The organism is Streptomyces paromomycinus (assembly GCF_003865155.1).
Taxonomy (GTDB): Bacteria; Actinomycetota; Actinomycetes; order Streptomycetales; family Streptomycetaceae; genus Streptomyces; species Streptomyces chrestomyceticus.
The window spans coordinates 2638195-2660918 of record NZ_BHZD01000001.1 but is presented as its reverse complement, the minus strand read 5'-3'; the positions used below and the strand labels follow the sequence as shown (position 1 = coordinate 2660918).

Below are 22724 nucleotides of genomic sequence, written 5' to 3'. Positions count from 1 at the left end.
ACTCGTGAGTGGAACCGACAAGGCCCCGACGCGGCTGACGCCACCGGCCGACGCCGTCGCCCCGGTGCGGCACCCCGACGCCCCCGCGCCCGGAGAACTCCTCGGCGCGCACTACGGCCACTGCTTCGGCTGCGGCCCGGCGCAGGCCCACGGCCTGCAGTTGCGGGCCCGCGCCGAGGACGGCGTACGGGTGACCGCCGAGTTCACGGTCAAGGAGGCCCACCAGGGCGCCCCCGGCCTCGCGCACGGCGGGGTGCTGGCCACCGCCCTGGACGAGACGCTGGGCTCGCTGAACTGGCTGCTGCGGGTGATCGCGGTGACCGGCCGGCTGGAGACCGACTTCCTGCGGCCCGTACCGGTCGGCACGGTGCTGCACCTGGACGCGGAGATAACCGCCGTCCACGGCCGGAAGATCTACTCGACGGCGGTGGGCCGCATCGGCGGCCCGGGGGGCCCGGTCGCGGTGCGCGCCGACGCCGTCTTCGTCGAGGTCAAGGTCGACCACTTCATCGACAACGGAAGGCCGGCCGAGATCCAGGCCGCGATGGCCGATCCGGACCAGGTCAGACGAGCTCGTGCTTTTGAGGTGAACCCGTGAGTCAGGTACGCAATCCGGTGGATGTGCTGATCCGGCGTCTGGACCCGGAGGTGCCGATTCCCGCCTACGGTCATCCCGGTGACGCGGGCGCGGACCTGGTGACCACCGAGGCGGCGGAACTCGCGCCGGGGGAGCGGACGGTGCTTCCCACCGGAGTGTCCGTCGCCCTGCCCGACGGGTACGCGGCGTTCGTGCACCCCCGCTCGGGCCTGGCGGCCCGGTGCGGAGTGGCGCTGGTGAATGCCCCCGGGACGGTGGATGCCGGGTACCGTGGGGAAATCAAGGTGATCGTGGTCAATCTGGACCCGCGCGAGAGTGTGCGGTTCGAGAGGTTCGACCGGATCGCCCAACTGGTCGTCCAGCAGGTCGAGAAGGTGCGCTTCCACGAGGTGGCGGAACTTCCCGGCTCGGCGCGGGCCGAGGGGGGATTCGGTTCCACCGGCGGTCATGCGGCGGTGGACGGCTCCACGGGTGGGAATGGATACGCATCGGTCGGTGCCGACCGGGAAGGACAGTGACGTGTTCGGTCGTCGCAAGAAGAACGAGGCTCCCGCAGAGTCGGTCCCCGCAGCGGAAGCCGCCGACGAGACGGCCTCGGACGAGACCTTTGCGGACGAGGGTGCCGGGTCCGGCGAGGAGGAGCGCCGGGTGAACCTGCCCCCGGCCCCCCGTCCCGACGGCCCCTGGGACCTCTCCGAGGTCACGGACGCCGCCGAGGGCCGGGTGGACCTGGGCGGCCTGTTCGTGCCCGGTGTCGAGGGCATGGAGCTGCGGGTGGAGGTCGCGGGCGACGCGATCGTCGCCGCGACCGTGGTCCTCCAGGACAGCGCCGTACAGCTCCAGGCGTTCGCCGCGCCCAAGAAGGAGGGCATCTGGGGCGAGGTCCGCGAGGAGATCGGCGTCGGGATCACCCAGCAGGGCGGCGTCATCGACGAGGTCGAGGGCCCGCTGGGCTGGGAACTGCGCGCGCAGGTCCCCGTACAGCTCCCGGACGGCACCAACGGCGTCCAGGTCGTGCGCTTCGTCGGCGTCGACGGCCCGCGCTGGTTCCTGCGCGGCGTCATCTCCGGCCAGGGCGCGGTCCAGCCCGAGGCGGCCGGCATCCTGGAGCACATCTTCCAGGACACCGTGGTCGTCCGCGGCGAGGCCCCCATGGCCCCCCGCGACCCGATCGTCCTCAAGCTCCCCGACGACGCCCAGATGGTCCCCGACGGCGTCCAGCAGGAGCCCGCGGAAACCTCGCGCTTCGGCGGCGGCGTCGAACGCCTGGAGCGCGGCCCGGAGATCACCGAGATCCGCTGAGGCGCGGCGCCTTCCGACGCACCCTCACGTCGCTCCCGTACCCTTCGCGGCTGCGGGAGCGACGTGCGTGACGGGCGGCCGGAGCACTCCGCTACGTGGCGCACGGCCCCGGTGTGCCACGCTTCCTCCAATTCGAGGGCGGTTCCCGCCCGCCCTCCGGAATTTGAAACGGAGGAAGCGCTTCCGTGCGCGTTCTTATATCGCCTTCCTACGGGAGTTCAGCGACACGCCGCCACTGGACCGACACCGTCGACCATCCCGTGGCCTTCGCCGATGACAGGTACGCCCATGCGCTGACCGCCGATCAGCGCGCCCGGCTGCAGGCTGTCCACCCGGACGGCACCGCATGTTTCTGGGGCGCGGTGCCCAAGCACGACACGAAGCTGCGCGATGTCGTGCCCGGTGACGTCGTGTTGTTCACCGGGCAGAACAAGGTGCGGGCGGTGGGGGAGATCGGTGCGATCTTCCGCAACGCTGAACTGGCCGATCTCTTATGGCCCCCGAAACAGGGCGACCCCAGCTGGCACACCATCTACACCGTGCTGGACCTGGCCGAGGTGGACATCCCGTACACCGAACTGAACGCCGTGCTCGGTTACCGGCCGCAGCATACCCACCCGGGACTGAAGGTCCTGCGCGATGACAAGGCACAGTCCGTCCTGGACGCCTTCATGATCACTTCTGGGCTGTTCTTCAGCCGGGCTTGCGAGGAGCCGATCTCCGAGCCGACCGCGGTCGATGCCCGTGAGGCCGTCCGCCGGGCTGCGGCGGAGGAGATGCGCACCTCCTCGACCTCGTACCGGAGGGCCGAGCGGCTCGTCATCGTCGACCGCCGGGAAGCCCGGTTGGTGGCTGCCTACAGAGAGCACCTGGCGTCCTGCGGGCGCGGGCCAGCCGACCGCTTCTACTGCAGGTCGGGCATCAGCGACCTCTACGTCGATGATGCCGAAGGCAGCGAGCTCATAGAGGCCAAGAGTGACGTTTCGCACCAGAGCGTCCGTCAGGCGCTCGGTCAACTGCTGGACTACGCGCCGTACTGCCCGGCCCCGCCGGATCGCCTGAGCGCGCTGCTTCCGTCCCTGCCGGCGCGCGCAGACCTCGCTCTTCTGCATCGCTACGGCATCGACTGCATCCACCGCGACACCGCGGGAGTATTTGTACGGGCCGAGGCTCCGGCGGAGCGCCGCGAGCTGATGCGGTCGCTCTGGTCCTCCTGACCGGGTGTCGCCTCCGGCGCTCCCCGAGGGCGCCGTAGCGGCCGGATCACCGCGTCCGATGGGCCGCATCCCCGTGCGAGGGGATGCGGCCCATCGGCGTTTCCGCAGGTCAGGTCGGTAAGCGTATGAGAATCGTCAACGGGGCGCTAATGGCCGTAAGGGAGGCGTCAACGGCGGTCGGAAACGGTCATGTTGGCGGTTTGCTCTAGGTGTCCGTTCAACCGAACCCACTAGGAGCACCCGATGGCCGACGTGGCCTTCGTCGTCACCATGGTCGCGGTCTTCGCGCTGGTGGCCCTCGTCGCCAAGGGGGTGACGAGGCTGTGACCGTCGAGAACGTCGTCGGGCTGGTCGTCGCGATCGCCCTGCTCGGCTACCTGGTCCTCGCCCTCGTCTTCCCGGAGAGGTTCTGAGCGTCCCGATGAGCCCCATCCTGGCCGGCGTGCTCCAGCTCACCGCGCTCGTCGCGGCGCTCGCCCTGGCGTACCGTCCCCTCGGCGACCACATGGCCGCCATGTACAGCTCGCGCAAGCCCCTGCGCGTCGAAAAGGTGATCTACCGCTGCATCGGTGCCGACCCGGACGCGCAGATGCGCTGGCCCGCGTACCTGCGCGGAGTCCTGGCCTTCTCGCTCGCCGGTGTGCTCTTCCTCTATCTGCTGCAGCGCCTCCAGGGCGGTCTGCCGCTGTCGCTCGGCTTCGCGTCGATCAGCCCGGACCAGGCGTTCAACACGGCGGCGTCGTTCGTCGCGAACACCAACTGGCAGTCGTACAGCGGTGAACAGGCCATGGGCCACGTCGTGCAGACGGCGGGTCTGGCGGTGCAGAACTTCGTGTCGGCCGCGACGGGCATGGCGGTGGCGATCGCCCTCGTACGCGGCTTCGCCCGGACCCGTACCGGCGACCTGGGCAACTTCTGGGCCGACCTGGTACGCGGCACCGTGCGCATCCTGATACCGATCGCCGTCGTCGGCGCGCTCGTCCTCGTCGCGTGCGGTGCGATCCAGAACTTCTCCGGCATCCACGGGGTCGGACAGTTCCTGGGCGGCTCCCAGCAGACCAACGGCGGCGCGGTCGCCTCCCAGGAGGTCATCAAGGAGCTGGGCACCAACGGCGGCGGCTACTTCAACGCCAACTCGGCCCACCCCTTCGAGAACCCGAACGGCTTCACCAACCTCTTCGAGGTCTTCCTCATCCTGGTGATCCCGTTCGCGCTGACCCGTACCTTCGGCCGGCTCGTCGGCAACGTACGGCAGGGCTACGCGATCCTGGCCACGATGGGCGTCATCTGGCTCGGCTTCACCGCTCTGATGATGTGGACCGAGTTCGCGCACGGCGGCCCGGCGCTCCAGGCGGCCGGCGCGGCGATGGAGGGCAAGGAGAACCGCTTCGGCATCGGCGGCTCGTCGATCTTCTCGGTCGCCACCACCCTCACCTCGACCGGCGCCGTGGACAGCTTCCACGACTCCTTCACGGCCTTCGGCGGCGGCATCCAGCTGCTGGGCATGATGCTCGGCGAGATCGCGCCCGGCGGCGTCGGCTCCGGCCTGTACGGCATGCTCGTGATGGCCGTGATCGCGGTGTTCCTCGCGGGCCTGATGGTGGGCCGTACCCCCGAGTATCTCGGCAAGAAGCTCGGCACCCGCGAGATCAAGCTCGCGGCCTGCTACATCCTCGTCACCCCGACCCTGGTGCTCGGCTTCACCGCCGTCTCGATGGTGCTGCCGGACGCGCTGGGCTCGATGCTCAACACCAAGGCGCTGGGCGCCGGGTCGCACGGCTTCTCCGAGGTGCTGTACGCCTTCACCTCCGGTGCCAACAACAACGGCTCGGCCTTCGGCGGCCTGAACGCGAACACCCCCTGGTACAACACCACGATCGGACTGGCGATGCTGCTGGGCCGCTTCCTGCCGATGGTGTTCGTCCTCGCCCTGGCCGGCTCGCTCGCCGAGCAGCAGCCGGTCCCGGAGACGGCCGGCACGCTCCGTACCGAGAAGCCGCTCTTCGCGGGGCTGCTGGTCGGCACGATTGTGATCATCACCGGCCTGACGTACTTCCCGGCGCTGGCCCTCGGCCCGATCGCGGAGGGGTTGTCATGACCACCGACGTAAATGACGTGAACGACGTACAGCAAGAGGAGCACCGCTCCGTGTCCACCACGACCCCGACCCGCGCGCCCCACCAGGACGTACCCGGCGGGCACCCGCCGGACGGCGGCCGTGTCGGCGGCGGCCTCTTCGACCCGAAGCAGCTGGTCAAGTCGCTGCCGGACGCGCTGCGCAAGCTCGACCCCCGGGTGATGATCAAGTCCCCGGTGATGTTCGTGGTCGAGGTCGGATCGGTCCTGACCACCTGCTTCGCCGTGGCGTCCCCTTCGGACTGGTTCGGCTGGGCCATCGCCGTCTGGCTCTGGCTCACCGTGCTCTTCGCCAATCTGGCGGAGGCGGTCGCCGAGGGCCGCGGCAAGGCCCAGGCGGACACGCTGCGCAAGGCCAAGACGGACACCGTGGCCCGACGGCTGAACGGCTCGGCCGAGGAGCGGGTGCCCGGCACGGAGCTGCGCATCGGCGACCTCGTCGTCTGCGAGGCCGGCGACATCATCCCGGGCGACGGTGACGTCGTCGAAGGCGTCGCCTCGGTCGACGAGTCCGCCATCACGGGCGAGTCGGCCCCGGTGATCCGCGAGTCCGGCGGTGACCGGTCCGCGGTGACCGGCGGTACGAAGGTGCTCTCCGACCGCATCGTCATCAAGATCACGACGAAGCCCGGCGAGACCTTCATCGACCGGATGATCAACCTGGTCGAGGGCGCCGCCCGGCAGAAGACGCCGAACGAGATCGCGCTGAACATCCTGCTCGCCTCGCTGACCATCGTCTTCCTGCTGGCCGTGGTGACCCTCCAGCCGTTCGCGATCTACGCGGGCGCCGAGCAGCCCATGATCGTCCTGCTGGCGCTGCTGGTCTGCCTGATCCCGACGACGATCGGCGCGCTGCTGTCGGCCATCGGCATCGCGGGCATGGACCGCCTGGTCCAGCGCAACGTGCTGGCGATGTCCGGGCGCGCCGTCGAGGCCGCCGGCGACGTCTCCACGCTGCTGCTCGACAAGACCGGCACCATCACCCTCGGCAATCGCCAGGCCGCCGAGTTCGTCCCCGTCAAGGGCGTGACCGAGGCCGAGGTGGCGGACGCCGCCCAGCTGTCCTCGCTCGCCGACGAGACCCCCGAAGGCCGCTCCATCGTCGTCCTGGCCAAGCAGGGGTACGGTCTGCGCGAACGCCACCAGGGCGAACTGACCGACGCCGAGTGGGTGCCCTTCACCGCCCAGACCCGCATGTCGGGCGTGGACGTGACCGAGCACGGCACCGTACGCAAGGTCCGCAAGGGCGCGACCGGTTCGGTCATCGCCTGGGTGCGGGAGCAGGGCGGCACCGTCCCCGACGACGCCGACCGGCTGGCCAACGGCATCTCCGAGGCCGGCGGCACGCCGCTGCTGGTCGCCCTGGAGGACGAGCGGGGCGCCCGCGTGCTCGGCGTCATCCACCTCAAGGACGTCGTCAAGGACGGCATGCGCGAACGCTTCGTCGAACTGCGCAAGATGGGCATCAAGACCGTCATGATCACGGGCGACAACCCGCTGACGGCCAAGGCCATCGCCGACGAGGCGGGCGTGGACGACTTCCTCGCGGAAGCCACCCCCGAGGACAAGATGGCGCTGATCAAGCGCGAGCAGGCGGGCGGCAAGCTGGTCGCCATGACCGGCGACGGCACCAACGACGCACCGGCCCTCGCCCAGGCGGACGTCGGTGTCGCCATGAACACCGGCACCTCCGCCGCCAAGGAGGCCGGGAACATGGTGGACCTGGACTCCAACCCGACCAAGCTCATCGAGATCGTCGAGATCGGCAAGCAGCTCCTGATCACCCGGGGGGCGCTGACCACCTTCTCGATCGCCAACGACGTCGCGAAGTACTTCGCGATCATCCCGGCGATGTTCGCGGTGGCCTACCCGGGCCTGGACACCCTCAACATCATGCGGCTGCACAGCTCGCAGACCGCGATCCTGTCCGCGATCATCTTCAACGCGCTGATCATCGTCGCGCTCGTACCGCTGGCCCTCAAGGGCGTGCGCTACCGCCCGGTGAGCGCCGACCGGATGCTCCGCCGCAACCTCGGCATCTACGGACTCGGCGGCCTGATCGCCCCCTTCATCGGCATCAAACTCATCGACCTGCTCATCTCTGCGATCCCCGGGATCGGGTGACTTCCTCATGAACAACTCGGTACGCAACACGGCCCGCCTCCTCGGCGCCGGCCTGCGCGCCCTGCTCGTCCTGACCGTGGTCTGCGGCGTGCTCTACCCCCTGGTGGTCACCGGCGTCGCCCAAGCCGCCTTCCACGACCAGGCCAACGGCTCCGAGGTACGCCAGAACGGCAAGGTCGTCGGCTCCGAACTCCTCGGCCAGCGTTACGACAAGGGCACCGACGCCAAGGGCGACCCGGTCCCCGACCTGCGGTACTTCCAGCCGCGCCCGTCCGCGGGCCTGGGCAGCAACAAGACCAACGGCGTCAACCCCCAGTACGACCTCCAGGTCTCCGGCGCCACCAACCAGGGCGCCACCAACACCGACCTGATCGCCGCCGTCAAGGAACGCAAGAAGTGGGTCGCCGAGACGTACGGCGTCCCCGAGTCGAAGGTCCCGGCCGACGCCGTCACCTCCTCCGGCTCCGGCCTCGACCCGGACATCTCCCCGGCCTACGCGGAACTCCAGGTCACCCGGGTGGCGAAGGAGAACCACCTGGACCGCGCCAAGGTCGAACGCCTGGTGCAGGACACCGTGGAGGGGCGGGTGCTGGGGTTCATGGGGGAGCCTCGGGTGAATGTGCTGAGGTTGAACATGGGGTTGAGGGACCTCACCGAGTAGTCACCGAGTAGCCACCGAGTAGTCACCGAGTAGCCACCGAGTAGTCAGGGACCCGGGGCCCGGCCTGCGCTATCGCCGGCCGGGCCCCGGGCCGTGTCAGGCTCCGTCCTGCTCCCCCCCCCGCCGAGAACCGCCTACCAGACATCCCCGCTCCGCCAGTCACAAACCAACTGCCCCGCGAGATCCAGCGGGACATCGGCCCGCAGGACGTAGATGGCGCCGTCCTCCTCCTTGGTGGGGCGCAGGCCGGTAGGGGAGAGGACGGCGGACGGGCCCTGCCAGAGGTGCCAGCCGCGGGCCGCGTAGAAGGCGGCGGCGTCCTCGGAGGCGCTGAGGGCGCCCAGGTCGTAGGCGGAGCGTACGACCCGTTCCAGGGCCGTCATCATGGCGGCGCCGTGGCCACGGCCGCGCCGGTCCGCGCGGACGCCGACGCCCTCCACGTAGCCGCAGCGCAGGGGGCGGCCGGCGTGCAGCAGCTGGCGCTGTACGACCGAGGCGTGGCCGATCAGCTCGTCGCCCTCCCACACCAGGGCGTGTACGCCGCCCAGTGCGTGGTCCCAGTCCTCCTCGGTCAGGTCGCCCTCGAAGACGTCGTGGAGGAGTGCCTTGGCCGCGGCGCGGGTACGGGCGTCGAGTTCCGCGGTGTGGGCGAGGTGGGTGCGGGTATCGGTCATGCCGCCATGATCGCGGATTGGGCGGGGGCGGGGGGCGCGCTGTCGGTCGGCGTGCCGACGGGGCCGTACCTGCCTCTGTCCAGGGCTCCTTTGTCATGTACTGCGCGGCTGTGGTGGGATGGCTCCGTGAGCATGCCCGCAGCCCCGTCCCATCACCGTACCGGTCGACCGGACGTCCAGCCCGGCGGACCGCAGCCGCACTTCGGTGCGGGCTGGGAGCCGAAGAGCGTCCGTCCGCGGCCGGTGCTGATCGCTTGTCACATAGGGATGCTGATCCATTTTCCGTTCCACGTGGTGATGTGGATCGCCTTGTTCGCCGTGGTGGTCGCGCTCGGGCTGGTGGGGGAGATCGTCCTCACGGTGCTGTTCTTCCTGGAGAGGCCGGCGCTCAGCCTGATGGAGCGCGCCTTGGCCTACATTCCCGTCCGGCCCCAGTGGTGGGCGACATGGCGGGAGATCCGCCATGAGGGAGAGCCCGGTTTCGCCCGCACGCGCATCGTGGAAGAGCTCAACAGCCGGAAGCCCAAGACCACTTCCGGCCCCCTCCGGGGACACCTCTATCGCGGCATCGGCCCGCGCGCCGCGCTGGAGATCGCCGCGTCGTCGGGATGGCAGCTGTCCGACAAGGCTCCGCTCCACCCCAGGATCGAACTGAACCTGTGTCGGGTGCCGTCACCGGGTGCCCCGTCGGGAGCCGAACGGGGAGCCTGAAGGCGCGCGGTGCGCAGGGATGCCGAGGGTGCGGAGCCCTGGACGTCCTCCCACCGCCGTACGCCGTGACGCTCCGACGAACTGCTGCAACGTCGCCGCATGCGCCTCCAGCGCGGCCCGCCCGCCGAGGGCCGACCGTTCGCTGCCTCGCCGGAGTAGTCGGGTGCCGCGAAGAGCGCGGCGGCGAAGACGACGTCGAACAGTACGTACACCCAGCGGGCATGGTCGGACGAGCTGCGGACCTGGTCCCGGCGTCGGCCGATGTCGTGCAGTGCGCGGGCTGCTTCGTCCGCCGAGCCGGGGGCTCGCGTGCGATGGCGTGAACGCGTGGGTCGGCCGCCCGCCGGGCCGGCTCGATATGGCCCGGTGTGAACCGTCGTGTTATGACGGCCGGGTTTGCACGAGGCGGACTTCGGCGCCGCCGTGCGCCGGACGGAGAGAGAAGGCACGTGGACGAGCACGCAGGCGTGGGGATCCGCCGATACGAAGAGGACGGAGCGGCCCGCAGCGGGGCGCGGGGGCGTGCCGGGGCGGGGCGGGCGCGGCGTTCGCCCTGGGCGGTGCGCCTCGGCGGGGTCACCAAGTCGCACGGCAGTGGGAGGGCGGCTGTCACGGCGCTCGACGACGTCACGGCGGAGTTACCCTACGGAACGTTCACCGCCGTCATGGGCCCGTCCGGATCGGGCAAAAGTACGCTCCTGCACTGTGCCTCCGGCCTGGAGCGCCCGGACCGGGGCACGGTGGAGATCGCGGGCCGCGACCTGGGCCCGCTGAACGAACGGCAGCGGACCGAACTGCGCCGGGAACGCGTCGGTTTCGTCTTCCAAGGTTTGAACCTCCTCCCGGCGCTGACAGTGGAGCAGAACATCACCCTGCCGGTGCGGCTGGCCGGCCGCCGCCTGCGCTTGGACTCCGGCTGGCTGGACGAGTTGCTCACCCGCACCGGCCTCGCCGATCGCCGTAAGCACCGGCCGGGGGAGCTGTCCGGCGGCCAGCAGCAGCGTGTGGCGATCGCCCGCGCCCTGATCGCCCGCCCCGAGGTGGTCTTCGCGGACGAACCCACCGGCGCCCTGGACACGGCGTCGGCCCGCAACGTATTGGAACTTCTGCGCCAACTCGTGGACGACGTCGGGCAGACGGTCCTGATGGTGACCCACGATCCGGTGGCCGCCTCGTACGCGGACGCCGTACTGCTGCTGGCGGACGGACGCGTCACCGACGTACTGCACCGGGCGCCGGCGGTGGCCATCGCCGAGCGCATGACCCGCCTGGGAGCGTGAGACCGTGCTCCTCCCACTGGCGTGGTGGACCGTCCGGTCCCGTAAGGCGTCCTTCGCCGGTTCGTTCGTCGCCATGCTCTGCGCGCTGGCCCTGACCACCTGCTGCGCTGTGCTGCTCGACGCCGGTGCCGGGGCGTCGCCGGCGCAGGGCGGCGCGGACGTGGTGTCCTTCGCCGTACCTTTCGGGTTCGTCTGCCTGTGCGTCATGGCGTTCGCGGTGGCGGGCACCTTCTCCCTGTCGGTCCAGCAGCGGACCCGGGAGATCGCCCTGCTCCGCGCCGTCGCCGCGACCCCCGGCCAGGTCCGCCGGCTGATCGCCCACGAAGTGCTCGTCGTCACCGCGGTCGCCGCAGTCCCGGGCTGCGCCCTCGGGGTGCTGCTGGCCGACGGGCTGCGGGCCTGGCTGGCCGCCCGGGGCATGATTCCGGCTGCTTTCCCCTTCGCCTTCGGGCCGATCAGCGTGGTGTCCGCCGTGCTGATCTGCTGGGTGACCGCCGAAGCGGCCGTGTGGAGCAGCGGGTGGCGGGCGTCCCGGGTGCGCGCGGTGCAGGCGCTCGGCGAGGCCGCGGTGCCCCGCCGGCGGGTGGGCGCGGTCCGTACCTGTCTCGGTCTCGTGGTCCTGGCCTCCGGAGCCTGGGGGCTGGCCGCGATCGGGAGTTCGGGCGGTCCGGACGCCGCGAACACGGCCGTGAGCATGGTCATGGTCCTGATGGTCGCCGTCGGGCTGCTCAGCCCGTGGGTGGGCAAGCTGGCGGGAGGCGTCTTCGGGGCGCTGTGCCGGGCCCTCTTCCCCGCCGTCGGGCTGCTGGTGAAGGCCAACCTCGGCGCGGGCTACCGACGGTTGGGCGCCGCCGCCGGGCCGCTGTCCCTCACCGTGGCCTTCACGGCCGTTGCCCTGCTCGTCCCGCAGCTGAAGTGGGACGAACAGTGGCACCAGGAGCGTCAGCGGCTGGTCGCCGATGAAGTGGTACGCGGCGGTGGGGCGGGTCTGCCGGTCGCCGCCGCGCGTACGGTCGGGGCCTTGTCGGGGGCCGGGGTGGCTGTGGGCGCCACGGGGACGTTCGTCAACGTGCTCCCTGGCGGACACGGTCAGGGAGACGACGCCGCTCCAGGCCCCGGCGGTATGGCGCAAGCCGTCACGGACGGGCCGCTCGACGCGGTCGTCGACCTGGGCGTCATGCACGGAAGCATGCGGCATCCGGGCCCGCGGGACATTGCGTTGAGTACGGGCCTCGCGCGGCGTGCGCACGTGGGCGTGGGTGACACGGTGACGCTGTCCATGGAGGACGACCGCCCGGAGAAGGCGCGTGTCACGGCCGTCTACACCCGCTCCCGGGGCTTCGGTGAAGCCGTCCTTCCGCTACCGCTGGCCGCCCGGCACCTGGACGGCGAGCAGCCGCTCCTGGACGAGGTGTACGTACGGGCCGCCCCCGGCGCCCAGCGGCAACTGGCCGACGGCCTGCGGGCCCTGCACCGGGCCGAGCCGTCCTGGCGGATGCTCGACCACGCCGGCTACCGTGCCGAGGCGCTGCGCACCAGGGACTCCGCCATGACCGCCACGTATCTGCTCCTGCTGGTGGTGACGGCCTTCACGTCGATCTCGGTCGTGAACACCCTGGTGATGACGACGATGGAACGGTCCGGCGAGTTCGCGCTCCTGCGCCTGGTGGGCGCCACCCCCCGACAGGTCGCCCGCATGATGCGCCTGGAGAACGCGGTGGTCGTTGTCGCCGCGCTGGGGGTCGGAGCGGCAGTGGCGGGAGCGGTGCTCGCGGTGTTCAGCCGGGCTCTGACCGGCTCGGCGGTCCCGCACCTGCCGGCCGGCACCGTTGCCCTCGTCCTGGGCGGCGCGGGCCTCCTCGCCCTGGGCACGGGAATCGTGACCACGCGCATCGCTCTGCGGCAGCCCCCTACGGCGGCCCTGCGGGGAGCCGGGTAGGCGCCGGTACGGCACGGGCCGGGCGGCGGTACGGCCCCGGCCCGTGGGCCGGCTCCCGGCGACCGGCCGCCCCTGCCCCCGTATCAGAGTCGCGTCAAGACCTGCCCCCCACCCGTCACCTGCGGCTTTTGTGCGGGTGTGGGGTCGGTAGGGTCGCCTCAGGTTCAGCCCGGTGGGGGCGGCCTTCACGTAAGACAATGGGGCCATGGCACGCGGCAAGCTACGGATCTATCTCGGCGCTGCACCGGGCGTCGGCAAGACGTACTCGATGCTGTCCGAGGCACACCGGCGGGTGGAGCGCGGTACGGACGCCGTGGTGGCGTTCGTCGAGCACCACGGCCGGCCCCGCACGGAGGTCATGCTGCACGGTCTGGAGCAGACCCGGCGCGTGGAGCTGGAGTACCGGGGCTCGGTCTTCACCGAGATGGACGTGGACGCGGTGCTGCGCCGCGCGCCGGCGGTGGCCCTCGTCGACGAGCTGGCGCACACCAACGTGCCGGGCTCCCGCAACACCAAGCGCTGGCAGGACGTCGAGGAGCTGCTGGAGGCCGGGATCGATGTGATCTCGACGGTCAACATCCAGCACCTCGAATCGCTCGGCGACGTCGTCGAGTCGATAACGGGGGTGCGGCAGCGCGAGACCGTGCCGGACGAGATCGTCCGCCGCGCCGACCAGATCGAGCTGGTCGACATGTCGCCCGAGGCGATCCGGCGCCGGATGGCGCACGGCAACATCTACAAGCCGGACAAGGTGGACGCCGCCCTCTCGAACTACTTCCGGCCGGGCAATCTGACCGCTCTCCGGGAGCTCGCGTTGTTGTGGGTCGCCGACCGGGTGGACGAATATCTGCAGCAGTACCGTTCCGAGCACAGTGTCTCCAAGATCTGGGCGGGGCGCGAACGCATCGTCGTCGGCCTCACCGGCGGCCCCGAGGGGCGTACGCTCATCCGCCGCGCCTCCCGGATGGCGGCCAAGGGCTCGGGCAGCGAGGTGCTCGCCGTCTACATCGCGCGCAGCGACGGGCTGACCTCCGCCTCGCCCAAGGAACTCGCCGTGCAGCGGACCCTCGTCGAGGATCTCGGCGGCACGTTCCACCACGTCATCGGCGACGACATACCGAACGCGCTGCTGGAGTTCGCGCGCGGCGTCAACGCCACCCAGATCGTGCTGGGCTCCAGCCGCCGCAAGACCTGGCAGTACGTCTTCGGGCCCGGCGTCGGCGTCACCGTCGCCCGGGACTCGGGGCCCGACCTCGACGTCCACATCGTCACGCACGACGAGGTCGCCAAGGGACGCGGCCTGCCGGTGGCGCGCGGCGCCCGGCTCGGGCGGACCCGGATCATCGGCGGCTGGCTGGTCGGTGTCGTCGCGCCGGTCCTGCTGTCGCTGCTGCTCACCGCCATCGACAACGGTCCGGGCCTGGCCAACGACGTCCTGCTCTTCCTCTTCCTGACCGTGGCCGCCGCGCTGCTCGGCGGGCTGATGCCGGCGCTCGCCGCGGCCGCGGTCGGGTCCGTACTGCTGAACTTCTACTTCACCCCGCCCACCCACTCGATCACCATCGCCGACCCCAAGAACATCGTCGCCATCCTGATCTTCTTCGCGGTCGGCGTCTCGGTGGCCTCCGTCGTCGACCTGGCCGCCCGCCGCACCCACCAGGCCGCGCGGCTGCGCGCCGAGTCGGAGATCCTCTCCTTCCTGGCGGGCAGCGTGCTGCGCGGCGAGACCACGCTGGACGCGCTGCTGGAACGGGTACGGGAGACCTTCGGCATGGAATCCGTCGCGCTGCTGGAGCGGGCCGGCGACGTCGAGCCGTGGACCTGCGCGGGCCGCGTCGGCGGCGCCGCGGAGGGCGACCCGCAGGCCAGGCCGCTGATGCGGCCCGAGGACGCGGACGTGGACATGCCGGTCGGGGACCACATGGCGCTGGCCCTGACCGGTCGGGTGCTGCCCGCCGAGGACCGCCGGGTGCTCGCCGCCTTCGCCGCGCAGGCCGCCGTCGTACTGGACCGCCAGCGGCTGGTCGGCGAGGCGGAGCGGGCTCGCGAGCTGGCCGAGGGCAACCGCATCCGTACGGCGCTGCTGGCCGCCGTCAGCCACGACCTGCGGACGCCGCTGGCGAGCATCAAGGCGTCGGTGACCTCGCTGCGCTCCGACGACGTCGCCTGGTCCGAGGAGGACGAGGCGGAGCTGCTGGAGGGCATCGAGGCGGGCGCCGACCGGCTGGACCACCTGGTCGGCAACCTGCTGGACATGTCCCGCCTGCAGACCGGCACGGTCACCCCGCTGATCCGCGAGATCGATCTGGACGAGGTGGTGCCGATGGCGCTGGGCGGCGTCCCCGAGGGCAGCGTCACCCTGGACATCCCCGAGGAACTGCCGATCGTCGCCGTCGACCCGGGACTGCTGGAGCGCTCCGTGGCCAACCTGGTCGAGAACGGCGTCAAGTACAGCCCGGAGGGCGAACGGGTGCTGGTCTCCGCTAGCGCCCTCGGCGACCGCGTCGAGCTGCGCATCGCCGACCGCGGCCCGGGCGTGCCGGACAGCGCCAAGAACCGCATCTTCGAACCCTTCCAGCGCTACGGTGACGCCCCGCGCGGCGCGGGCGTGGGCCTGGGCCTCGCCGTCGCCCGCGGCTTCGCCGAGGCGATGGGCGGCACCCTCGCCGCCGAGGACACCCCCGGCGGCGGCATGACCATGGTCCTCACGCTGCGGGCCGCCCCCGGCGGACCGCCGGTGCAGCCCGACCTCCCGGCCCAGGCGACGACGTGAACGGGCGTCCCGCCGCCACCGGGACGGCACCGCGCGTGCCGCCCCCCGGCCCACTGGAGCCGCCATCCAGCCGACACCCCGCGGGCGTGGCCCGGCGGGTTTCCCCACCACGAGGAGAACGACAGTGAACCGGGTGCTTGTGGTCGATGACGAGCCGCAGATCGTACGGGCCCTCGTGATCAACCTGAAGGCGCGCAAGTACGAGGTCGACGCCGCCCCCGACGGGGCCACCGCCCTCAAGCTGGCCGCCGCCCGCCACCCCGACGTGATCGTCCTGGACCTCGGGCTGCCCGACATGGACGGCGTGGAGGTGATCAAGGGGCTGCGGGGCTGGACCCGGGTGCCGATCCTGGTGCTCTCCGCCCGGCAGACCTCCGACGAGAAGGTCGAGGCGCTGGACGCCGGGGCGGACGACTACGTCACCAAGCCGTTCGGGATGGACGAGCTGCTGGCCAGACTGCGGGCCGCGGTGCGCCGGGCGGAGCCGACCGGGCCCGCCGAGGACGAGGTGGTCGTGGAGACCGAGGGCTTCACGGTCGACCTGGCCGCGAAGAAGGTCAACCGGGACGGCCGGGACGTGCGCCTTACGCCGACCGAGTGGCATCTGCTGGAAGTCCTGGTCCGCAATACGGGCCGTCTCGTCAGCCAGAAGCAGCTGCTCCAGGAGGTCTGGGGGCCCTCGTACGGCACCGAGACCAACTACCTGCGGGTCTACATGGCACAGCTGCGCCGGAAACTGGAGAGCGACCCCTCGCACCCCCGGCACTTCGTCACCGAGCCCGGCATGGGCTACCGCTTCGAGCAGTGACCGCGGCCCCCGGAGACCGGCCGGTGCGGCGTCGTCCGCGGCCGTGATCCAGGGCCCCGCGCACCGGTACGCTGGCCTCATGAGCGCTGGGACCCGATCCGAGAAGCCGGCAGGCCGTTTCCGCCGGATGCTCGACAGGCTGTCCTCCTCCGAGGAGGAGCTGGAGTCCGCCGAGCTGCAGCAGGACGCGCAGAACACCGGCTGTACCCGTATCTGCGACTGCGACGACCGGCAGATAGTCAAGGTCACCGGCACCCTGCGGCATGTGACGCTGCGGCCGCGCGCCGGTGTGCCCGCCCTGGAGGCGGAGCTGTTCGACGGCTCCGCCGCACTGGACGTGGTGTGGCTCGGCCGGCGTGCCATCACCGGCATAGAGCCGGGCCGCAAGCTCATCGCCTCCGGCCGGATCTCCATGAGCCACGGCCGCCGGGTGCTGTTCAATCCGAAATACGAACTCCGACCACTCGGACAGGAGTAGCCGGTGACGTCTGACGACCGACCGAACCGAACCACCGGACCGGCCGGCGGGCCGGCCCAGGAGCAGGACGCCGCCCCGGACGGGAGAGCCGTCACCGAGGCCGCCCTGTTCGAGGCGTTCGGCGGCGTGCGCGGCATGGTCGAGACCGTGCTGCCCGGCCTGCTGTTCGTCACGATCTACACGGTCAACAAGGACCTGCACGTCTCGGCGATCGCCGCGCTGGCGGTCTCGCTGGTGCTGGCCGTCGCCCGCCTGGTGCGCAAGGACACCGTCAAGCACGCCTTCAGCGGCGTCTTCGGGGTGGCCTTCGGCGTGGTCTTCGCGATGATGACCGGCAACGCCAAGGACTTCTACCTGCCCGGCATGCTCTACACGCTGGGCCTGGGCGTCGCCTACATCGTCACCACGCTGGCCGGCGCGCCGCTGATCGGCCTGATCCTGGGCCCGGTGTTCAAGGAGAACCTCTCCTGGCGCACCCGCAACCCGGGCCGCAAGAAGGCGTACGCCAAGGCCAGCTACGCCTGGGGCGCGATCCTGCTCGCCAAGTGCGCGATCCTCTTCCCGCTGTACTGGTGGGCGGACACCACGCACCTGGGCTGGGTGCTGATCGCGCTGAAGATCCCGCCGTTCCTGCTGGCGGTCTGGCTGACCTGGCTGTTCCTGGCCAAGGCTCCGGCGCCCATCGACGTCTTCGCGGAGATGGAGGCCAAGGAGAAGGCCGAGGAGGAGGCGAAGGCGCGGCGCGAGCGCGAGGCGCGGGAGAACGGCATCCTGGACGGGGTGGCCACGGATCTCGCCGCGGACGTCGCACCGCAGGCGCTGGCCGCCGAGCAGCAGGGCCGGGCGCCGCAGCACCGCGGCTGACGCCCGCAGCACCGACTGCCGCCGACGCAAGGCCGTACGACGGCGAAGGGCCGGGAACCCCAGGGGTTCCCGGCCCTTCGCCGTGCCGTCCCGCGGACCGCCCGCCGTCACGCCTCGCGGCGTACCGACAGCAGGTCCTCCAGCTGCTCCTCGCGCGACTGGGCCGCGACGAACAGCAGCTCGTCCCCGGCCTCCAGCGCGTCCTCCTTGTTCGGGGTGAGCACCCGGGTGCCGCGGATGATCGTGACCAGGGAGGTGTCCTCCGGCCAGTCGACGTCCCCGACGCGGGTGCCGGCCAGCGCCGCCTCCGGGGGCAGCGTCAGCTCGACGAGGTTGGCGTCGCCGTGGCTGAAGCGCAGCAGCCGTACGAGGTCGCCGACGCTCACCGCCTCCTCGACCAGCGCCGACATCAGACGCGGGGTGGAGACGGCGACGTCCACGCCCCACGCCTCGTTGAACAGCCACTCGTTCTTGGGGTTGTTGACGCGGGCCACCACCCGCGGCACGCCGTACTCGGTCTTGGCGAGCAGCGAGACGACGAGGTTGACCTTGTCGTCGCCGGTCGCCGCGATGACGACGTTGCAGCGCTGCAGCGCTGCCTCGTCCAGCGAGGTGATCTCGCAGGCGTCGGCCAGCAGCCACTCCGCCAGCGGCACCCGCTCGACCGAGATCGCCGTCGGCGCCTTGTCGATGAGCAGGATCTCGTGCCCGTTCTCCAGCAGCTCGCCCGCGATGGAACGGCCCACCGCGCCCGCGCCCGCGATAGCGACCCTCATGCGTGCGCCTCCTCGGGCCCTTCGGCGAACACCGCTTCCACCTTCTCGACCTCGTCGGTGCGCATCATCACGTGCACCAGGTCGCCTTCCTGCAGCACGGTCTGCGACGTCGGCAGCATGGCCTCACCCAGCCGGGTGAGGAAGGCGACCCGGACACCGGTCTCCTCCTGGAGCTGACTGATCTTGCGGCCCACCCAGGCCGGCGAGGTGTGCACCTCGGCGAGCTGGACACCGCCGCTCGGGTCGCGCCACAGCGGCTCGGCCCCGGAGGGCAGCAGCCGGCGCAGCATCTGGTCGGCGGTCCAGCGCACGGTGGCGACCGTCGGGATGCCCAGCCGCTGGTAGACCTCGGCGCGGCGCGGGTCGTAGATCCGGGCCGCGACGTTCTCCACGCCGAACATCTCGCGGGCCACCCGGGCCGCGATGATGTTGGAGTTGTCGCCGCTGCTGACGGCGGCGAAGGCGCCCGCCTCCTCGATCCCGGCCTCGCGCAGGGTGTCCTGGTCGAAACCGACCCCGGTGACCCGGCGGCCGCCGAAGCCGGAGCCCAGACGGCGGAAGGCGGTCGGGTCCTGGTCGACCACCGCGATCGTATGACCCTGGCTCTCCAGGGTCTGTGCGAGCGCGGAACCCACCCGCCCGCACCCCATGATGACGATGTGCATCGGCCCCTACCTCGCACCTTTCCCTGTGCTGTGACGCCGGCTGCTTCGACCTGGCGTGTTCGGCGACCACGCTACCTGGCGTGGGGACCGCTGCATCCACGCAGTTCGCCCGCACGGCCCTCCTGGGCGTTAAGAACGCGACAAGAGAACATAAGGGGAGGGTAAGTTTCCTTGCGGTACGGCCGGGAATCTGGTCGGCGATCATGAGTGGGGGCGCGGGGCGGGCGCGACCGGCCGGCCCGGACGTCTCACCCGGGGCCGGAGCCCGCGGCCGGCCGCGATCACGTGCGCCGGGACCGCTCCGTGCGGCACGCTGAGCGGCGTGTCCACCGTGCCTCAGCAGCCCCAACAGGGCGCACTCGCCCCGCATATGGTCGTCTGCGGCGACGACGCCCTCGCGCGCCGCCTCGCCGCCGAACTCAAGGACGTCTACCGGGAGCGGGTGACGCTCGTCGTCCCCTCCGCCAGAGAACCGCACCGGCCCCGCATTCCGCCGCCGGCCGGAGCCCTGGGACGGGCCCAGGCCCTGCTGGGGCGGGTCTCGGCCGCCATGGTGCGTACCCAGACCGGCGCGCCCGGCGAGGCCGGGAGCACCGGGGGTGCCGGGAGCGCCGAGGAACCGCCCGACGAGCCCATACGGGTCCTGGAAGCGGCGGAGGCCGACGACGACACGCTGGCCGAGGCCGGCATCGGCGCGGCCGAAGCGCTCGCGCTGGTGTACGACGATGACGAGACCAACATCCACGCCGCGCTGCGGGCCCGGCGGCTCAACCCCCGGCTGCGGCTGGTGATCCGCCTCTACAACCGCAAGCTCGGCCAGTACCTGGAACAGCTGCTGGACCAGGCCGCGGCCGTCGGCGCCCTGGACGCCGAGGGGGCCGACGTGTCCACCACGGTCCTGTCCGACGCCGACACCGTGGCCCCCGCGCTGGCGGCCACCGCCGTCGCGGGCACCAGCAAGGTCATCGAGGCCGACGGCCTGCTGCTGCGCGCCGTGGAACGCGGCCCCGCCGCCCGGCAGGGCCCGGCCGCGGCCTCCGGACTGTGCCCGCTGGCCGTTCTGACGGCGACGGCGGACGTGGCCGCCGACCCGTCGGACGCTTCCGCCCCTCCGGGCGGGAACGACCTGTCCGCCGACGACGGCCCCGAGCTGCTGCCCGACGAGGTCACCGCGGCGGCCGCCGCCGGGCGCGGCACCCTCGTCCTGGAAACCGTCACCTACCAGGGCCGCCAGCCGCGCCCCGGCAGCCGGAACGGCCGGGGACGCACGCGGCGACGGGACGGCGCGGGCGCCCGGTGGGGACCGGGCAGCCTGCGCGGCCGCGGCGTACCGCTGGGCTCCTTCTTCTCCCGCAGGCTGCGCTGGTCGCTGGCCGGCGTCGTCGGCGCCGTCCTCGCGCTGGCCGTCGCCTCCTCCTTGACCACAGGCGACTCCCCGGTGCATGCCACCTACCTCTCGCTCCTCGACCTCTTCGCCATCAACGAACCGGCCATCGGCGAGCCGGTCTCCCGCAAGGTGCTGCAACTCCTGTCCGGGCTCACCGGGTTGCTGCTGCTGCCCGTCCTGGTGGCTGCCGCGCTGGAAGGGCTCGGCACTTTCCGCAACGCCACCGCGCTGCGCCGCCCGCCGCGCGGACTGTCCGGGCACGTGGTGCTGCTGGGCCTCGGAAAGGTCGGTACGCGGGTGCTGGCCCAACTGCATGAGCTGGGTACCCCCGTGGTGTGTGTGGAGGCCGACCCTGAAGCGCGCGGCATCGCGCTGGCGCGCCGGCTGCGGGTGCCGACGGTGGTGGGAGATGTGACGCACGAAGGCGTACTAGAAGCTGCGAAGATCCAGCGGGCGCATGCCCTGCTCGCTCTGACCAGCGACGACACCACCAATCTGGAGGCGGCTCTCTATGCCCGTTCCGTCAAGCCGCAACTGCGCGTGACGCTGCGCCTGTTCGACGACCGCTTCGCCACCGCCGTGTACCGCACGCTGCGCGCCGCCCATCCCCGCGCGCGCACCCGCAGCCGCAGCGTCAGCTTCCTGGCCGCGCCCGCCTTCGCCGGCGCGATGATGGGCCGCCAGATCATCGGTGCCATTCCTGTCGAGCGGCGGGTGCTGCTCGTAGCCAGGGTCGAGGTGCGCGGCCATGCCGCCCTGGAGGGCCGTACGGTCGCCGACGTGTTCCGTCCCGGCCTGTTGCGCGTCCTGGCCGTGGACACCTCCGCGCCGGACGATCCGGCGGACCCGGTGTCCGGTGCTGCCCAGGAGACGCCGGAGCGCGGCCGGGCCCGGCTCGTACCGGAGCTGGGGGACGGCTACACGCTGCGGCCGCAGGACCGCGTCCTGCTCGTGGCCACCCGCCAGGGGCTGGGCGAGCTGATCTCCCGGCGTCCGCGCGCGGCGGAGGCGGTACGGCAGGAGGCGTGACGGGCCTGCCCCGAAGGCACTGGGGCCCGCAAGGCCGGACGCCTCCGCTCCGTCCGGCAGGATGGAGGGTGCTCCGAAGGGCGGGGCGGTGCACGGCGCGGCGGCAGGGAGTACGGACGGTGAAGGACGGCGGGATGTCCCCGGAGTACCTGGAGGGCTACACCACCCTCCTCGCCGAGGTGTCCGACACCGGACGGCTGCCCCGGCGCGCGGAGCTGGACGCGCTGCGGGAGCTGGGGGAGCAGGCCGCCGAATCGGGCCACGGGCTGCGCGAACTGGTCGGGCTCTTCCTGGGGGAGACCCGGCGGGTCTGGGGCACGCTGCCCGGGGTGGCGCGGGCGGCCGGCGCGGCGGAGCGGGCCCGTACCGGCGATGCCGTGCTGGGCGCGGTGGACGCCGCCATCGCCGCGTTCGGCGAAGGCCATGAGCGCGCGCAGCGGCTCGCCGTACGTCAGGAGGAGGCCGCGCGGCGCGAGTTCGTCGACGACCTGCTGTACGGGCGCAGCGACCTGGGGCGGCTGGCCGAGCGCGCCGAACGGTTCGGACTGCGGCTCGCCCACGAGCACGCCGTCGCCGTGGCCGAGGGCGACGAGCCCTTCGACGACATCCACCCGGTCGCCCGCCGGGTCGAACGCGAACTGCTCGGCCGGTTCGGTGACCGGGACGTGCTGATCACCACCAAGGAGGGGCGGCTGGTCTGCGTCGGCGCGAGCCGCGAGCGTACGGTGCTGGACGCCTTCGCCACCTACGCGCGCTGGCCCGACGTGGGGCGCCCCGGCGCGCGGCGGGTCGCCATCGGCCGGGTGCACTCCGGCGCGGGCGGGGTGGTGCACTCGTACGAGGAGGCGCTGGGCGCGCTGGAGCTGGCCGAGCAGCTGGAGCTGGACGAACCGGTGCTGCGCGCCGCCGACCTGCTGGTCTTCCCCGTCCTGCTGCGCGACCGCGCCGCCATGGCCGACCTCGTGCGCACGGTCCTCGGGCCGCTGACGCAGTCGCGCGGCGGCGCCGGGCCCCTGCTGGAGACGATCGGGGCGCTCGCGGCGTCCGGGTACGTCAACGCCGAGGCCGCCCGTCGGCTGAAGGTGAGCGTGCGCACCCTGTCGTACCGCTTGGAGCGCATCAAGTTCCTGACCGGCTACGACCCGGCGGACGGCCTCCAGCGCTTCACCCTGGAGACGGCGGCGATGGGCGCGCGGCTGCTGGGCTGGCCGGACAAGCCGCTGTAGGGCGGTCCCGGACAAGCCGCTGCCGGGCGGCCGGCGAGCGTTCGGAGGGCATTCCGCGGGCGTCCGGAGGGCGGGT

The 22724-nt window shown here is 71.9% G+C and carries 20 protein-coding genes; 17 read left to right on the top strand and 3 right to left on the bottom strand.

Annotation, left to right across the window (positions count from 1 at the left end; translation table 11 throughout):
* The first annotated feature begins 4 nt into the window (after positions 1 to 4).
* From OEIGOIKO_RS10615 to kdpC, 8 genes are all read left to right on the top strand, one after another.
* Positions 5 to 598, top strand: a complete 594-nt coding sequence (locus OEIGOIKO_RS10615; protein ID WP_125053840.1) for a PaaI family thioesterase — start codon at positions 5 to 7, stop codon at positions 596 to 598.
* On the top strand, positions 595 to 1116 hold the full coding sequence (gene dut, locus OEIGOIKO_RS10610; RefSeq protein ID WP_031012935.1) for a dUTP diphosphatase: 522 nt from the start codon (positions 595 to 597) through the stop codon (positions 1114 to 1116). Before OEIGOIKO_RS10615 ends, dut begins: the two co-directional genes overlap by 4 nt.
* A 1-nt stretch (position 1117) precedes the next feature.
* Positions 1118 to 1900 (top strand): DUF3710 domain-containing protein, encoded by a 783-nt coding sequence (locus tag OEIGOIKO_RS10605; protein WP_174857147.1) that lies wholly within the window; start codon positions 1118 to 1120, stop codon positions 1898 to 1900.
* Positions 1901 to 2160: 260 nt separating this feature from the next.
* The gene (locus tag OEIGOIKO_RS10600) at positions 2161 to 3117 is read left to right on the top strand and encodes a hypothetical protein (protein ID WP_125053838.1); all 957 of its coding nucleotides are present in this window, start codon (positions 2161 to 2163) and stop codon (positions 3115 to 3117) included.
* A 323-nt stretch (positions 3118 to 3440) separates the two neighbouring features.
* On the top strand, positions 3441 to 3530 hold the full coding sequence (kdpF, locus tag OEIGOIKO_RS10595; protein ID WP_032928585.1) for a K(+)-transporting ATPase subunit F: 90 nt from the start codon (positions 3441 to 3443) through the stop codon (positions 3528 to 3530).
* An 8-nt stretch (positions 3531 to 3538) separates the two neighbouring features.
* Positions 3539 to 5215, top strand: a complete 1677-nt coding sequence (gene kdpA / locus OEIGOIKO_RS10590; RefSeq protein ID WP_125053837.1) for a potassium-transporting ATPase subunit KdpA — start codon at positions 3539 to 3541, stop codon at positions 5213 to 5215.
* Positions 5212 to 7377, top strand: a complete 2166-nt coding sequence (kdpB, locus tag OEIGOIKO_RS10585) for a potassium-transporting ATPase subunit KdpB (protein ID WP_125053836.1) — start codon at positions 5212 to 5214, stop codon at positions 7375 to 7377. Before kdpA ends, kdpB begins: the two co-directional genes overlap by 4 nt.
* Before the next feature lie 7 nt (positions 7378 to 7384).
* Complete coding sequence (gene kdpC, locus OEIGOIKO_RS10580; RefSeq protein ID WP_125053835.1) at positions 7385 to 8038, top strand: potassium-transporting ATPase subunit KdpC; 654 nt, start codon at positions 7385 to 7387, stop codon at positions 8036 to 8038.
* A gap of 134 nt (positions 8039 to 8172) precedes the next feature.
* Here kdpC and OEIGOIKO_RS10575 read toward each other — a convergent pair whose 3' ends face one another.
* Entirely contained in the window at positions 8173 to 8712 is a 540-nt protein-coding gene (locus OEIGOIKO_RS10575) for a GNAT family N-acetyltransferase (RefSeq protein WP_125053834.1), read from the bottom strand.
* A 267-nt stretch (positions 8713 to 8979) separates the two neighbouring features.
* Here OEIGOIKO_RS10575 and OEIGOIKO_RS10570 point away from each other — a divergent pair, with 267 nt between their 5' ends.
* The 7 genes from OEIGOIKO_RS10570 (at position 8980) to OEIGOIKO_RS10540 (ending at position 17565) form a co-directional block, all read left to right on the top strand.
* A complete protein-coding gene (locus tag OEIGOIKO_RS10570) occupies positions 8980 to 9423 on the top strand; it encodes a hypothetical protein (protein ID WP_125053833.1) in 444 nt (147 codons plus the stop codon).
* A gap of 449 nt (positions 9424 to 9872) precedes the next feature.
* Complete coding sequence (locus OEIGOIKO_RS10565) at positions 9873 to 10703, top strand: ABC transporter ATP-binding protein (protein WP_371858907.1); 831 nt, start codon at positions 9873 to 9875, stop codon at positions 10701 to 10703.
* Positions 10704 to 10707: 4 nt separating this feature from the next.
* Complete coding sequence (locus OEIGOIKO_RS10560; RefSeq protein ID WP_125053831.1) at positions 10708 to 12642, top strand: FtsX-like permease family protein; 1935 nt, start codon at positions 10708 to 10710, stop codon at positions 12640 to 12642.
* A 205-nt stretch (positions 12643 to 12847) separates the two neighbouring features.
* The gene (locus OEIGOIKO_RS10555) at positions 12848 to 15415 is read left to right on the top strand and encodes a sensor histidine kinase (protein WP_125053830.1); all 2568 of its coding nucleotides are present in this window, start codon (positions 12848 to 12850) and stop codon (positions 15413 to 15415) included.
* 124 nt (positions 15416 to 15539) lie between these two features.
* Positions 15540 to 16223 carry a response regulator gene (locus tag OEIGOIKO_RS10550; RefSeq protein ID WP_030021237.1) on the top strand — a complete coding sequence of 228 codons (684 nt, stop codon included), beginning with the start codon at positions 15540 to 15542 and terminating at the stop codon, positions 16221 to 16223.
* Positions 16224 to 16302: 79 nt separating this feature from the next.
* The gene (locus OEIGOIKO_RS10545) at positions 16303 to 16701 is read left to right on the top strand and encodes an OB-fold nucleic acid binding domain-containing protein (protein WP_073760467.1); all 399 of its coding nucleotides are present in this window, start codon (positions 16303 to 16305) and stop codon (positions 16699 to 16701) included.
* Positions 16702 to 16704: 3 nt separating this feature from the next.
* Positions 16705 to 17565: a DUF3159 domain-containing protein gene (locus OEIGOIKO_RS10540; RefSeq protein ID WP_125053829.1), complete on the top strand. Its 861-nt coding sequence runs from the start codon at positions 16705 to 16707 to the stop codon at positions 17563 to 17565.
* Positions 17566 to 17672: 107 nt separating this feature from the next.
* Here the strand turns inward: OEIGOIKO_RS10540 and OEIGOIKO_RS10535 are convergent, their stop codons facing one another.
* Positions 17673 to 18341, bottom strand: a complete 669-nt coding sequence (locus OEIGOIKO_RS10535) for a potassium channel family protein (RefSeq protein ID WP_031011504.1) — start codon at positions 18339 to 18341, stop codon at positions 17673 to 17675.
* Positions 18338 to 19006 carry a potassium channel family protein gene (locus OEIGOIKO_RS10530; protein WP_031011502.1) on the bottom strand — a complete coding sequence of 223 codons (669 nt, stop codon included), beginning with the start codon at positions 19004 to 19006 and terminating at the stop codon, positions 18338 to 18340. The genes OEIGOIKO_RS10535 and OEIGOIKO_RS10530 overlap by 4 nt, the downstream gene beginning before the upstream one ends.
* 370 nt (positions 19007 to 19376) lie before the next feature.
* Between OEIGOIKO_RS10530 and OEIGOIKO_RS10525 the strand changes: the two genes are divergently transcribed.
* On the top strand, positions 19377 to 21422 hold the full coding sequence (locus tag OEIGOIKO_RS10525; RefSeq protein ID WP_125058621.1) for an NAD(P)-binding protein: 2046 nt from the start codon (positions 19377 to 19379) through the stop codon (positions 21420 to 21422).
* A 134-nt stretch (positions 21423 to 21556) separates the two neighbouring features.
* A complete protein-coding gene (locus OEIGOIKO_RS10520) occupies positions 21557 to 22648 on the top strand; it encodes a PucR family transcriptional regulator (protein WP_174857146.1) in 1092 nt (363 codons plus the stop codon).
* The last annotated feature ends 76 nt before the right edge of the window (positions 22649 to 22724 follow it).